Raw genomic sequence first — 13718 nt, 5'->3', positions numbered from 1 at the left:
AGCCTCGGCGGTAACGCCCCCCTACACGCTTGTATCAACCTGCACGCTCTTGACCGTCGTGAACTCCAGGATGGCGTCTTCACCACTCTGCCGACCGAACCCGCTGTCGCCGCGCCCTCCGAAGGGAAAGGCCGCATCGCCCCTTCGATACTGGTTGATCCAGATGGTTCCCGCGCGAAGCTCCGCAGCAAGCCTGTGTGCCCGGCCGAGGTTGCTTGTCCACAGTCCGGCGGCGAGACCGTAGACCGAATTGTTGGCGATGCGGATTGCGTCTTCTTCGGTGTCGAATTTGATGACGCTCAATACCGGGCCAAAGACTTCTTCCTGCGCAATCGCCATGTTTTCATCAACATCAGCGAAAATTGTCGGCTCGAAAAACCAGCCATCGAGGCCAGCCGGCCGCTGCCCGCCGGCGACCAGGCGCGCCCCCTCGCCTTTGGCGACGGTCACAAGGCCACCGACCTTGTCCAGCTGGGCGGCCGTGCAGAATGGACCGACCTGCGTTTGCGGATCAGACGGATCCCCAAGCTTCAAGCCTTTCGCCATATCGGCCAGCCGCTCGACGACCTGGTCATGGATCCCGGCCTCGATCAGGGCGCGCGAGCCACAGACACAGCTCTGCCCTGAACTCGCTGTAAAGCCCGCAAAGACGGCTTCAACCGCCTTGTCCAGATTGGCATCGGCAAAGACGATGTTCGCTGATTTTCCTCCAAGCTCCATGACGGTGGGTGTCAATGTCCGTGCCGCCTGTGCGCCCACGATGCGGCCGCCTTCGGGTGAGCCGGTAAAGGCGATCTTGTCGACCTTGTTGCTGCTGCACAGCGCAGCACCTACGACATGGCCGAAGCCGGTGACGACATTCAGGACACCCGGCGGAAAGCCGGCCTCATGCGCCAGCTTGGCCATCTCGATCGTGGTGCAGGATGCAAATTCCGAGGGCTTCAGGACAATCGTGTTGCCGGCGGCGAGCGCCGGTGCGCCACCCTGGGCGAAAATGACGAGGGGCGAATTCCAGGGCGTCTGAAATGCCACCACCCCGTAGGGCTCACGCAAGGTATAGCCGAACACATTCGGATCGGCACCACGGATCACCTGTCCATGAATATGGTCGGCAACCTCGCTGAAATACCGAAAGAACCGCGGCAGGATCGTCGCCATGCCCGTCATCTCGCGGACCAGCTTGCCGTTGTCGCGAGAGCCGATCAGGCCAAGCCTCTGCTTGTTCGCCTCCAACAGGTCGGAGAAGTCCCGCATGACCTGCGCCCGGCGCTGATGATCCCTGCGCCACCAGCTGTCATCAAATGCCCGGCGGGCGGCATCTATCGCCGCCTCGACGTCAACAGCCTGGGCTTCCGCCAGCTCTGCCCAGTCTTCGCCGGTGTAGGGACTGGTCGAGCGGAACGTTGCCCCGCCCTCCGCGTCGCGAAATTCGCCGTCTATATAAAGTTGGTACTGAACCAGATCAGTTGCCATGAAGCACCCCTGTATGTGTTGAAGCCCACCTTCAGCCCAGGTGGAATTTTGCGTTGAGCGCCGTATAGCCATTGCCCAGCAGCGTGTCCGGGCGTTCAGGCTTGCCAAGCAGTTCGAAACCGGAAAACCGCGCGATCAGTTCCTCAAGCAAGGTCCGCAGTTCAAGGCGCGCAACTGCCATGCCAATGCAGATGTGCGGTCCACGACCGAATGCGAGATGCGTTTTCTGGGTATCCAGGAAGCGGGCGATATCAAATGTTTCCGGGTCTTCGAACACATCAGGATCGCGATTGGCAGCGCCATAGAGCATGTAGACATGCTCTCCCCGTGCGATGCGGGTCTCCCCCAGCTGGGTGTCCTCGGTCGCGGTCCGCACGAAGCCAAGGACAGGGCTGTGAAAGCGCAGTATTTCCTCGACCGCACTATTCACGAGGTCCGGATTGTCTCGCAGGCGCTGATACTGTTCGGGATGCTCGGCAAACAACCTGATCGTCGCGGTGAACGCATTGCGCGTGGTCTCGTTGCCCGCCACCATCACGGTCTGCAGGTACGTTTCCACCATCAGCGAGGACAGCGTGGCGCCATCGAGTTCGTAGCTCACGAGATGACCGATGAAATCGTCCTTTGGATTCGCACGGCGCTCCTCGGCCTTGGCGATGAAATATTCGAACATGGGCTGGATGCTGGCGACCGTTTTCTGCATCTCGTCCAGCGAGATGTCGCTGCCCATGCGGAACACGGCATCGCTCCACTGGAGCACCTGGTCGATCGTCATGTCTTCGCAATCGATGAAAGCCCTGACCACGCCAGCCGTCACCGGTACGGACACTTCGTGAACCACTTCCGCCTCTCCTTTCGCCGCAACTGCATCAAGGCAGCGGGCGGTCAGGTCACGGACGGTTGGCGCGAAGGAATCGACCCTCGATCGGGCAAAGGCCCAATTCATGACCCGCCTCAGCAGGGTGTGCCGCGGCGGATCGGCGAGCGATACCGTCTCCACCCCATCGGGAAACATCCTGGAGAGATAGTCGTGCTTCTTGAGCAGGTCGCTCAACAACAACCCCGAACCGACCGAATAGGTCTGCGCATTCTTGGAAACGGCTTCGATATCCTGGTACCGCGTGAGGACCCAGCACTCGGCGCCCGCGTGCCAATATACCGGGGCCGACGTCCGCATCTCGCGATAGGTGGGAAAGGGATCGTCGAAGTAAAATTCCTTGTCGGTCAAACTGACCGTAGAGTCATTCAGCGGCATTTAAGTCTCCTAACCAGTTTACACCTAGCGCGGCTGCCGGGTCGGGGCACCAACCAGTTGATGCACACTTATGGCTTTCCTTCTCTAATGGGACGCGCTTCGCCGATGCACCAACCTCAAGATGCCCCATAGACAAACACGGCAAAGCCCGCCCTATGCCGAAAATCGTGCGTGATCATGGCATTTGGAACCTGCCACTGTGAACGATTGAACGCCTGCTGCACCAGCGAAGGAAGGGTGGTTGCTCATCAAATCGTCTGCTCTTGCCGTCTAGGGAGGATTTTCCCGCAATAGCGTCGTCTAGGCATTGGCCAAGACACCGATCGATCTTCTACCAATGAACCTGAGCCATGCATGAAGTGCGCCTGGTAATCAAAAACTATGGGGAGAAAACCGAATGTCCTTTTTCAAATCACTTCTTGTTGGCAGCTCGCTTGCAAGTCTGGCGCTTGCAATTCCTGCATATGCTCAGGTTGCCGAAACGGCTCAAGACGCCCAGCAAGATGGAGGCGCGCAAAAGCCTGACGCCGAAGCTCGACTCGGCAAGGTTGTGGTCACGGCCCAAAAGCGCGAACAGGACGCACAGGACGTTCCGATCGCGGTCAGTACGCTTGATGAAGACTTGCTCGACTTGCAGCAGTTCAGCGATGTTACCGCACTCTCTTCGATTTCACCTTCTGTGAACTTCCAGGGTGGGTTTACACCCAGCGCGACCAATTTCAGCATTCGTGGCGTCGGGTCCTATGCGTTCACGGGCGGGGTCCAGCCAAGCGTCTCGCTGGTTGTTGACGGCGTCCCCTATGCCCGCGCGGGCGAATTTGTGACGGACCTGGCTGACGTTCAGCAGGTCGAGATCCTTCGCGGTCCTCAGGGAACCCTTTTCGGACGCAACTCGACAGGCGGCGCCATCAATATCACGCGCAAACGCCCCACCGACGAATTCGAAGGTGAAATCGAGGCCGGGATTTCGTCTGACGAAGAATACCTCATTCGCGGCGTCGTCAGCGGCCCGCTTGCGGATAATGTGTCCGGGCGCCTGGCGGGCGTCTACATTGATCGCGAAGGTTTCATCGAAAACTCCGGCCCGGCATTCAGCGGCGGCGACCTCGGCGGCATCGAGACATTTGCCTTCAGCGGCAAGCTCGATATCGACTTCTCACCAGATTTCAATGTCCTCCTCAGCGGTGACTACAGCAACCGCGAGCACGGCTACAGCCCGCAGATCGGGTCGGTCGGTGAAGTCATCCGCGGCATCGGGCCCGGTGGTACGGATCTGGACGTGACAGGCGGGGCACGCGCCCTCGCGCTCGGCGGCGGCGACGCGCAGCGTGGCCAGGCTATCCTGAACGATCCCCTGAAGACCGCCATCAGCCTGCGCGGCGATTCCAATGAGAATATTGCCTGGGGCGGCTCGATCGACGCGACCTACGACTTCAATGACAACATCACTCTCAAGTCGATCACCGCGTTGCGCCACTTCACCGACGACAACGGCCCTGACGTCGATGGAACACCTGCCGATGGCGACAACCTCATCATGCCCATTGTGAGCGTCAACATTTCCTCGGGCAAGACGATCACACGGAATGGCGGGAACTACGCGCCGTCTCGCAGCGTGGAATCCGACTACTTCATTCAGGAGCTGCGCCTTCAGGGTACCTATGATGCGTTTGAATGGATCGTCGGTGGGTTTTACCAGGACTATGAGGAAGACCTGCTCAACACGACGCCGTTGCTCATCATTGACTCCTTCAATCCGGCCTTCGGCAACGGTGCCAATGTAGGCGGAACCGCAACGCCAAATGATGAATACGTCCTCAGTGCAAATACGCAGGACAACAATTACGGCATCGATACCTACGCTATCTTCGGTGACATGACTTTCCACCTTACAGACCAGCTTGATGTGTTCGGCGGCCTGCGCTGGACGCGGGAGGAAGTGTCGAAGGATCTCAACAACCAGACCTTCTTCAGCGTCTTCACCTTCGCCGACATCGCATCGCGCTTTGACTCCACGAAGCGGATCCTGGACACGGACGACCTGGTTCCATCCGACCTTGTCGTCGGCAAGGCGAAGGCAAGCGAGGAATTCGTCTCGTATCGTGCAGGCGCATCCTACCATCTCAGCGATGCAGTGTCCGTCTATGGCTCGGTCAGCCGCGGTCAGGTCGGCCTGGCTGCCCCCATCAGCTACACTGACGACCTGTCGTTCCTTGAGCCAACCGTCGCCGACAACTACGAAATCGGTTTGAAGTCTGAATTGTTCGACCGTCGTGTGCGCTTCAACACCGCCATTTTCCAGACCGACGTCACAGACCTTCAGGCATCGGCACTGATACCCGGCACGGTCAACACGACCACGATCAATGCGGGCAATATCGACATCATGGGGGCCGAGACGGACATCACCGCGGTGGTCAACGAGAATCTGACGTTCGGGCTCAGCGTTGTGTACCTGGACTCCGAGATCAAGGACCTGCTCCAGTCCTGCTTCTTCGACCAGCTGTCGGTGAACAACGCGCTCACGCCGAACTGTAACATCGACACCAACAATGACGGCACGCCCGAGACCCAGGACGTCTCAGGTTACCGGTCCACCAACACGCCGGAATGGGCCTTCAACACCTACGCATCCTTCACCATCCCGACGCAGAGCCTGCCGTTCGACTTCTACGGATTGGTCAACTACTCATGGAAGGATGACGTCCAGTTCACCCTCAACCAGGATGACCTGGCGCGGCAGAAAGCCTACGGGCTGCTTGATCTGACCTTTGGCCTGAAGGACAAATCCGAGCGTTACGAAGTCTTCGTCTACGGCAAGAACGTCCTCGACCAGACCTACGTTTCCGACGCCTTCGAAGCGTTCGGCGCACTGGGCCGGCGGGTTGTCCGGGCCAATCGCAACGCACAGGCCTATTACGGCGCTGGCTTCAAATACACGTTCTGATCTGATCGGGGCAGCCGGGACGGTGGAGGATATTCCCCCGGCCCGGCTGCCCCTCATTTTCCGAACGGCGACGTATCGGACACCCGGGTCTCGGCGGTCAGGTCGCCTGAAGGTCTGGAGACAATCAGCTCCCTGCTCTCGAACACACCACGTTTCGAAATCGGCGGCAGGCAACCTGGAGAACGGGAATGACGGACACGAAAGTCTACCTGCTCGACTTCGGCACACTGGTGCTTGATGGCTACATGATGTTTTGGGGGCGCGGCCCGTCCGGCCCGTTTCGCTTCCCTTGCTATGGCGTTCTTGTCGAGCACAAGGAAGGACGCTTCCTCTTCGATACAGGCTACTCGAAAGACTGGTTCGACCAGAACATGCCCGGCCTGGCCCAGCAAACCGAACTGCAGACCGTTCCGGGCCAGCTTGCCCGGATCGGCCTCAGGCCCAGCGACATCACGCACGTGGTCAACTCGCACATGCATGTAGACCATGTCGGCGGCAACCATCTGTGCACCCAGGCGTGCACGCTTTGCCACAAGAAGGAACTGGAATCCTACAAGCAGCCCGAAATTTGGGAGGCCCACGGCTATGCTGACCGCACCGCCCTGGGAACGGCGGCCCCTGATGCCTCGCCCGCCACACCGGAACCCGATGACCGCGTCCAGGACATCGTCACGCCGCGCTTCGAACTGCTGACAGGCGACAACGAGATCGCCAGGGGCGTTCACCTGTTCGAGACACCCGGTCATACGCCGGGCCATTATTCGATGATGGTCGAACTCGCAGGCCGTCGTCCCATGCTCTTCACCGGAGACGCCTGCTACACCAAGCGCAGTCTCGAAGAGAACATCATCGCCAATGCGCATACCGACGTGCGTGACGCACACACGTCGCTGCAGCGCTTGCGCGATCTGGCTGAACAATATGATGCCGAGCTGTTTTACTCACACGATCCTGATGCCTGGAGGGACTGGAAGCCCGCACCCGCACACTACAGCTAGGATTTCGGATGGCGCAAAATGGCCAAGGGAGGCAGACGACAATGGACACGAGCATGAATACGGAAGCCTGGCCGCTTCCCGAAATCGATGACAAACTGATCATCGATTTCGACCTGTTCAAGGTGCAGCCGATCGACGGCGATCTCCATGCGGGTTGGCACGAATGGCATAGCGCGCCGGACATGTTCTACACACCGCTGAATGGCGGGTACTGGGTCGCCACCCGCGCTGACGATATCTACCAGATCATGCGCGATGGAGAGCGGTTCTCGAATCACGGCGTCGCGCTCATCCGGGAGCGCGAGGGGCCGCGGTTCATTCCCGGTGAGCTTGATCCACCCGAGCACACCAATTTTCGTAAAGTCCTCAACCCCGAGACGTCGCCGCGCCGTGTGCGCGAGTTTGAAGACTCCTCGCGTGCCATGTGCATCCAGCTGATCGAAGAGGTGCAGGCGCAGCGATCCTGCGAGTTTCGCGCTGCGATTTCTGCACGGATGCCGATCTACAATTTCCTTTTCTTCATGGGCCTGCCCCTCTCGGACGCTGAATCGCTCCTGCCGCCCGCCGACATCATCGCGCGCGAGCATGACATGAACAGGTTTGCCGAGGCGATGGCAGAACTGAGCGCCTATGCAGACGCGCGAATCGCCGAGCGGCGAACACATCCCGTAGACGACTTCATCAGCCGCCTCCTGTCCGCTGACGTGGGTGGACGGCCGATCACGGACGACGAGGCGCGTGTGACCATCATCAACGTGATGCTGGGTGGTCTCGACACAGTGACGGGCTCGATGGGCTTCTTCTTCAACTTCCTGGCCCGCAATCCGGGGCATTGCCGGCAACTTGCGGACAATCCGGCGATGATACCCGAGGCCTGTGAAGAACTGCTGAGGCGCCACGGAATCTTCAACACGGGTCGCCTCGTGAAGGAGGACTGCGACTGGCGCGGCATCAAGTTGCGCAAGGACGACATGGTCCTCCTGCCCAGCGCGCTCCACAATCTTGATGATCGCAAGTTCGCCGATCCGCTGAAAGTGGATTTCGAGCGCAAGGACGGGGCACACCTGACATTTGGGGTCGGCATTCATCGCTGCCTCGGCTCCAACATCGCGCGGGCACAGCTCAGGATTCTCCTTGAAGAATGGCTGAAACGCATTCCGGAATTCGGGATTCCTGCAAACGGCGAAGTGAAGGCTCAGTCGGGGCGGACCAACTCGGTCACGCATCTACCGCTGGAATGGTAACAGACGAAAAGCCCGGGCTTTTGAAGAGTCCGGGCCGCTTTCGTCTTGTCCCTATTTCGATTGCTCCGCATTGGCACCGTCAGTGCGGCCTGCGGCGTCGCTGGTGACGGCACGCACGAAGGCAGCAAGGCCCGCCTGGGCGCACTCAGGCAGCTTCCTCTGCAGGATGGACGAACGGTCCACCCTATCGCCCGAACGCTCTGAGGCCGGCACGCCTGCGCCACCAGGAGCGCAACAGTGAGGTCGGCTCGCCCGGCCCAGAGACATGCTCATGGCCGCTCCAGTGGCCCACCAAACGAGCCCGCACCTGCACAATCCATTGCAGATCGCAAGATTCTGAACATCTTGTCCGAATTGCCGGTCGGGTTCGAGTGCGCTTCGCATCGTACGTGGCGAAGCCGGCGCGAAGTCTCGCTCAGGGAATTCAGTGATCAGCCACAATGTGTCCCGGACGGAAAGTCTTTGCAGCGATCAGGCCCGGCAACGGTTCGCAGCCGGAATGTCGAACTCACGGGCCGCGAAGAGAAAATGGCGCGAGTGACGGGACTCGAACCCGCGACCTCCGGCGTGACAGGCCGGCACTCTAACCGACTGAGCTACACCCGCGCATCTTCTCCTGCCGCAAAGCGGCGAGCCGCCTCTGTAATCAAGCGGGGAATGCCGGTCAAGCGAGTAACTTCAGGCAAAAACCGGTATTCGACTCTTTCAGTGGCCATTCATCAGACACATTATACATATACCGGCATCAACAGGCAGTCACAGGGATCTGAAATGAAGCGCGTTCTTCTAATTGCAGCGGGCGTTCTGGGCGTCCTCATCATCGCCGCACTGGCTGTTCCCTTCCTGATTCCCAAGGATGTGTACAAGGCCCAGATCGAAAAGGCCGCGACAGCAGCCCTGCAACGCGATGTGCACCTGAACGGCGACGTGAAGATTTCGGTGTTCCCCCGGATCGCCGCCAGCGTGGGCGGAGTGACGGTCGCAAACCCGGACGGGTTTGACCGGCCGAACATGATCGAGGCCGGCGAACTTCGCGGTTCCGTGAAATGGCTGCCCCTGCTGTCACGCCGGGTCGACGTGCAGGAACTGTCCTTCGTGGACGCCAGGGTCGACCTGCACAGGCTGGCAAACGGCAGCGCCAACTGGGAGTTTCCCGAAGGCGAGGCATCGGCGAGCGAATCCCCGGCCCCTTCCGGCGGCGGGTTTGACGCGGGAATCGAGATCGCAAGCCTCGAAAACGCCAGCGTGTCCTATCGTGACGATGCGACGAACGCGGCGTACGACCTGACCAACCTCAACCTGCAGGCATCGCTCCAGGCCCTCGACCAGCCACTCAAGGCCTCCGCTGACGGCCTGTTCCAGGGACAGACATTCGACATCTCCCTCCAGCTCGATTCGCCCGGCGCCCTGACCGGCGGATCCCCCGCTGCCGTCAAGTTCGACCTCGACTCACCGCTGGCCAAGCTGACCTATGATGGCCGTGTCACGCTCGGCGAAGCACCTGATCTGGATGGCGGCCTGACACTTTCCGCGCCAAGCGTGGCAGAACTCGCCGCCTTTGCCGCTGTCGACCTGCCCTACAACCTCACCCCTCTGGGCGGCGCGGATGTCAAAGCGACCCTCAGCGGCCCGCTCGCGGCGCTCAACGTCACCTTCGACAGGCTGGCGCTGAAGGGACAATTGATCGACGCCTCCTACACCGGCGCGCTGGCACTGGGCGACGCCCCGTCGCTGGAGGGCGCATTCACCGCGCTCCTGCCGCAGGCCGGAGACCTGGCTCGCCAGATCGGCATCGACTTGCCGGCCAGCAGTGCCCTTGAACGCGTCCAGATCAAGGGGGCGCTGAAGGGCGCTTTCGATGCGCTCGCCCTCTCCGGGCTCGACGTGAAACATACCGGCGCCCTGCTGAATGCATCCTACCAAGGCGATGTCGGCCTTGGCGGCGACGGCCGGGTCACCGGGCAGGTCCAGGCTGCCAGCGACGAACTGAGGGCGCTCCTGAAAGCGGCCGACGTCGAGATGGCACCGGGCGAGACCCTGCAGACGTTCAGCCTCGACGGCGCGATCAAGGGCACGTTCAAGAAGCTGGCGATGACGAACCTGAAACTGGCCGTGGACGATATCTCCGGAACGGGCACGGTGGGCATCGACCTGTCAGGCACGCGGCCAAGGCTCACGGGTGACCTCGACATGGGTCCCCTCGACCTGTCGCCATTCCTTGGAGACTCCAGCGCACCGCAGCAGCCGAAGGCCGCCAGCACGGGCTGGAGCAAGGAGCCGCTCGACCTGGCCGGCCTGAAGGCCGTCGATGCCGATGTGGCCATCACGACACCGGCGCTGACCATCGGCAAGGTGAAGATGACCGATGCTGTCATGCAAACGAAACTGGCCGACGGCCGCCTGACGGCCGACCTGCCGAAATTCAAGGTCTTCGGGGGCGACTGGAACGGCCGCATGGCGGTGAACGCCAGCGGCGCACAGCCCGCCATCGATTTCACGATGAATGGCAGCGGGGTCGGTATGTCGAGCCTGCTGGGCACCCTGGCAGGTTTCGACAAGCTCACGGGCACGGGCGGGTTCACGGTGACCGGGGCGTCGTCTGGTGGTTCGCTGGACGAAATCATGAAGGCCCTCGACGGCAAGGTCACCACCAACCTCGCCGACGGGGCGCTGAAGGGCCTGAACGTGACCCAGCTGGTTCGCAGCGCCCAGTCCCTGCAGCAGGCAGTGACAACCGGCAGCCTGCAGAACCTGGATTTCGGCTCGGTCCTGTCGCCCAGCGCGTCGACCGACTTCACCAGTTTCGATACGGTCATGACGATCAATGACGGTGTCGCGACGGTCAACCTGATGAAATTGATCAATCCGGTCCTGGGCCTGGATGGGTCTGGCCAGATAAACCTCGGCGGCCAGAGCCTGGACCTGCGTTTGGCGACCAGTATCGACAAGTCGGGCCAGGGCACCGGGAGCGTCGTGCAACTGAACGGCATTCCCGTTCCAGTCCGCTTGTCGGGCTCCTGGAGCAACCTCAAGGTCACACCCGACCTGTCAGGCGTTCAGGCGGCCCTCAAGGCGGAACTCGGCAACAAGCTCAAGGACCAGTTGACGAACAAGCTCGGCGGCGATGCCGGTGCGATCCTCGGAAATGTCCTCGGTACGCCCTCCAGCACCGCGCCGGCCACCACCCCACCATCCGACACCCCACCGGCTGACACTGCGCCAACCGACACCGCGCCGGCCGAACCGCAGCCTGCAACGGCACAGCCAAGCGTCGAGGACCTGGCGGAAAAAGCGGCGCGGGACGCAATCGGTGGCTTGTTCAACAAGAAGAAAAAGCCGGAAGACCCCGCCGAGACGCCCGAATAGGCGGGGCGTCGTGAGGCATCAGTACGGACGCGCCAGGACATAGTCGATCTGCTGCCCGCGGGCGACGAAGGCGAGCTTCACCCACCGCCCCTCTGCGTCATACCAGAGGTCGACATCGATATCGGAGTCCATGAGGTAGCGGGTCGCCTCGACGCGCTTGCCCGCCACCATCACCGTGTCCTGGCCCTTGTCGGAGACCTTCACCTTGATGATTTCACCATCCTCGGTGGACAGCAGTTCGGTTGCGCGGGTCTGGGCGACGTTCCAGTGACTGGCCGGGAGGATATCGCGCGACACCTGGCCGGAATATTCGGTGCCAGCGACAGCCAGCGCCTCGCCGTCCGCCCTGGCGGTCACCGAGCCATCCTTGCCGTCGTCATCCACGGCGCCTTTCAGGGCAACGAGTGCGCCGTCCTTCCAGGTCTCGCTGGCATCAAGCGCGTAGTGAAACAGCGTGATCGGGCCGAGGCCCGCCTTGAGGCGCACGTCCGTGGTCGCGGTCAGGGTCCCGTCCGGGGCGACCTTGAATGTCACCGAATGAGACCCGAACGGCTTGCCCTTGCGCAGGACGTCGAACGCGATTTCGTCTCCGTCCTTCGGCGTCCACGCGAAATCCGACTGCACGCTTGCGATTTCCGGCGGCGCGCTGTCGTCTGCGATTGCCGGGCCTGCCAGAAGCAGCAGCGCCATGGCCAGTGGGGCGATCCGGGTCATTTCAGGAAAGCCTTCCAGAATGGCCGGGGTTTTTCGGCTACGAAACAGATGCATTGCTCATCTCCTATTGCTGCGGGCTTGTGACGCTGTCCCGGTTCGCCGAGCACCAGGTCGCCGCGGGAATAGACGCCGTGCCCGTCACTGAACTGGCCGGACAGAACGACCGTCGCCTCGATATTGCTGTGTCCGTGCATGGGGGCGGCCTGCCCCGGCTCCAGCTTCATGAAGCTCGCGCCGGGGGTCGCCGTCCGGGCATAGGCCACGCCGGAGATGCCCCGCTTCCAGTCCAGCATGGTGTCGGACCCGGCGAGCAGCATTTCCGCGGTTTCGTATTCCCGGTGGGCCTTTTGGCGCCGCTTGCCGGCCGCCGGTCTAGGCGCCGCACGTGCGGCATTTTCCAGCAGGGCACCACCGATCACCGCCCACAACAAACCCGCTTCCGCTCCGTCCGCGCTGAGCGCGATGTGCAGGTCTCCTGCCAAGGCGAATGCCTCGGCATGGTTGCCGGCAGCATGGTCCATCATGAAGGTGGCGTAGGATTCCTGGGTGCTCAATTGCGGATTTCCGGACAGTTAAGGTGCAGTTGACCGTTCTACGTGGCCTGCCCCCGACTGGATCACTCCGAAAAGCTGCCGGGCGCCCTGTTGTGCAACGGCCCGCCGCATCCTAGCTTGACCATAACTTGTCTCGCAAAATCGAACCGGACCCTGCTGCATGACCACTTACCGCTCCGTCATTGACCTGATTGGAAACACGCCCCTCCTCCGCCTCAACCGCGTATCCGACGAAACGGGCTGTGAAATTCTCGGGAAGTGCGAGTTCCTGAACCCCGGACAGTCGGTCAAGGACCGGCCGGCCCTGGGCATTGTCCGCGACGCTGAAGCCGCAGGAGACCTGAAGCCCGGCGGCACGATCGTCGAGGGCACAGCCGGGAATACCGGTATCGGACTCGCCCTTGTGGGCGCGGCGCTGGGCTACAGGGTCGTGATCGTGATGCCCCGTACGCAAAGCCAGGAAAAGAAGGACGCCATCCGCATCCTGGGCGCAGAACTGATCGAGGTGGACGCCGTCCCCTATGCCAATCCCAACAATTACATCAAATATTCCGGGCGCCTCGCCGAGGAGCTGGCCAAAACGGAAGCCAATGGCGCAATCTGGGCAAACCAGTTCGACAACACGTCCAACCGGAAGGCGCACTACGAGACGACCGGCCAGGAAATATGGACCCAGACCGACGGCAAGCTGGATGCGTTCATCTGCGCCATCGGTTCGGGCGGCACGCTGGCGGGTGTGTCGATGGCGCTCAAGGAAAAACGCGAGTCGGTACAGATCGGCCTGGCCGATCCGGGCGGCGCGGCAATGTTCGAGTATTTCTCGTCCGGCGAGCTGAAATCCGAAGGCACCTCGATCACCGAGGGCATCGGTCAGGGGCGCATCACGGCCAATCTCGAGGGCATCGTGGTCGACCGGGCGTATCGCTGTTCGGACACCGAGGCGCTGAATATCCTGTTCGCCCTTGTCCAGCACGAAGGCCTTTGCCTTGGCGGGTCAGCCGGTATCAACATTGCCGGCGCCGTGCAGATGGCGCGTGACCTCGGCCCGGGGCACACGATCGTGACCATGCTGTGCGACTATGGCAATCGCTACCAGTCGAAACTGTACAACCCGGAATTCCTGAGATCGAAGGACCTTCCGGTGCCGCCATGGATGGAGGGCTGAGC

The 13718-nt window shown here is 61.4% G+C and carries 9 protein-coding genes and 1 tRNA gene; 5 read left to right on the top strand and 5 right to left on the bottom strand.

Annotation, left to right across the window (positions count from 1 at the left end):
- Positions 1 to 21: 21 nt before the first annotated feature.
- The gene (locus tag HJO_RS02575) at positions 22 to 1473 is read right to left on the bottom strand and encodes an aldehyde dehydrogenase (RefSeq protein WP_035613198.1); all 1452 of its coding nucleotides are present in this window, start codon (positions 1471 to 1473) and stop codon (positions 22 to 24) included.
- Positions 1474 to 1504: 31 nt separating this feature from the next.
- Positions 1505 to 2728 carry a cytochrome P450 gene (locus HJO_RS17490; protein ID WP_084141359.1) on the bottom strand — a complete coding sequence of 408 codons (1224 nt, stop codon included), beginning with the start codon at positions 2726 to 2728 and terminating at the stop codon, positions 1505 to 1507.
- A 397-nt stretch (positions 2729 to 3125) separates the two neighbouring features.
- Here HJO_RS17490 and HJO_RS02565 point away from each other — a divergent pair, with 397 nt between their 5' ends.
- From HJO_RS02565 to HJO_RS02555, 3 genes are all read left to right on the top strand, one after another.
- On the top strand, positions 3126 to 5675 hold the full coding sequence (locus HJO_RS02565) for a TonB-dependent receptor (protein WP_035613194.1): 2550 nt from the start codon (positions 3126 to 3128) through the stop codon (positions 5673 to 5675).
- 188 nt (positions 5676 to 5863) lie between these two features.
- Positions 5864 to 6673: a 4-pyridoxolactonase gene (gene pldA, locus HJO_RS02560; RefSeq protein ID WP_035613192.1), complete on the top strand. Its 810-nt coding sequence runs from the start codon at positions 5864 to 5866 to the stop codon at positions 6671 to 6673.
- Between the two features lie 41 nt (positions 6674 to 6714).
- A complete protein-coding gene (locus tag HJO_RS02555; protein WP_035613189.1) occupies positions 6715 to 7917 on the top strand; it encodes a cytochrome P450 in 1203 nt (400 codons plus the stop codon).
- Positions 7918 to 8446: 529 nt separating this feature from the next.
- Here HJO_RS02555 and HJO_RS02550 read toward each other — a convergent pair.
- Positions 8447 to 8523: transfer RNA gene (locus tag HJO_RS02550), tRNA-Asp, on the bottom strand.
- A gap of 165 nt (positions 8524 to 8688) precedes the next feature.
- On the opposite strand from HJO_RS02550, the gene HJO_RS02545 reads away from it, so the two are divergent.
- The gene (locus HJO_RS02545) at positions 8689 to 11283 is read left to right on the top strand and encodes an AsmA family protein (RefSeq protein WP_162173751.1); all 2595 of its coding nucleotides are present in this window, start codon (positions 8689 to 8691) and stop codon (positions 11281 to 11283) included.
- 18 nt (positions 11284 to 11301) lie between these two features.
- Here the strand turns inward: HJO_RS02545 and HJO_RS02540 are convergent, their stop codons facing one another.
- On the bottom strand, positions 11302 to 11997 hold the full coding sequence (locus HJO_RS02540; RefSeq protein ID WP_035613184.1) for a DUF6134 family protein: 696 nt from the start codon (positions 11995 to 11997) through the stop codon (positions 11302 to 11304).
- Positions 11994 to 12551, bottom strand: coding sequence for a cupin domain-containing protein (locus tag HJO_RS02535; protein ID WP_035613182.1), 558 nt, complete (start codon positions 12549 to 12551; stop codon positions 11994 to 11996). Before HJO_RS02535 ends, HJO_RS02540 begins: the two co-directional genes overlap by 4 nt.
- Positions 12552 to 12711: 160 nt before the next feature.
- On the opposite strand from HJO_RS02535, the gene HJO_RS02530 reads away from it, so the two are divergent.
- A complete protein-coding gene (locus HJO_RS02530; RefSeq protein ID WP_035613179.1) occupies positions 12712 to 13716 on the top strand; it encodes a cysteine synthase A in 1005 nt (334 codons plus the stop codon).
- The last annotated feature ends 2 nt before the right edge of the window (positions 13717 to 13718 follow it).

This window comes from Hyphomonas johnsonii MHS-2, from assembly GCF_000685275.1.
GTDB lineage: Bacteria > Pseudomonadota > Alphaproteobacteria > Caulobacterales > Hyphomonadaceae > Hyphomonas > Hyphomonas johnsonii.
The sequence above is the reverse complement of the archived record's forward strand: the minus strand, read 5'-3'. Positions and strand labels throughout refer to the sequence as shown.

Coding starts and splice junctions, on each gene's coding strand:
- HJO_RS02575 (WP_035613198.1), bottom strand. CDS start 1,473: ATGGCAACTGATCTGGTTCAGTACCAACTTTATATAGACGGCGAATTT.
- HJO_RS17490 (WP_084141359.1), bottom strand. CDS start 2,728: ATGCCGCTGAATGACTCTACGGTCAGTTTGACCGACAAGGAATTTTAC.
- HJO_RS02565 (WP_035613194.1), top strand. CDS start 3,126: ATGTCCTTTTTCAAATCACTTCTTGTTGGCAGCTCGCTTGCAAGTCTG.
- pldA (WP_035613192.1), top strand. CDS start 5,864: ATGACGGACACGAAAGTCTACCTGCTCGACTTCGGCACACTGGTGCTT.
- HJO_RS02555 (WP_035613189.1), top strand. CDS start 6,715: ATGGACACGAGCATGAATACGGAAGCCTGGCCGCTTCCCGAAATCGAT.
- HJO_RS02545 (WP_162173751.1), top strand. CDS start 8,689: ATGAAGCGCGTTCTTCTAATTGCAGCGGGCGTTCTGGGCGTCCTCATC.
- HJO_RS02540 (WP_035613184.1), bottom strand. CDS start 11,997: ATGACCCGGATCGCCCCACTGGCCATGGCGCTGCTGCTTCTGGCAGGC.
- HJO_RS02530 (WP_035613179.1), top strand. CDS start 12,712: ATGACCACTTACCGCTCCGTCATTGACCTGATTGGAAACACGCCCCTC.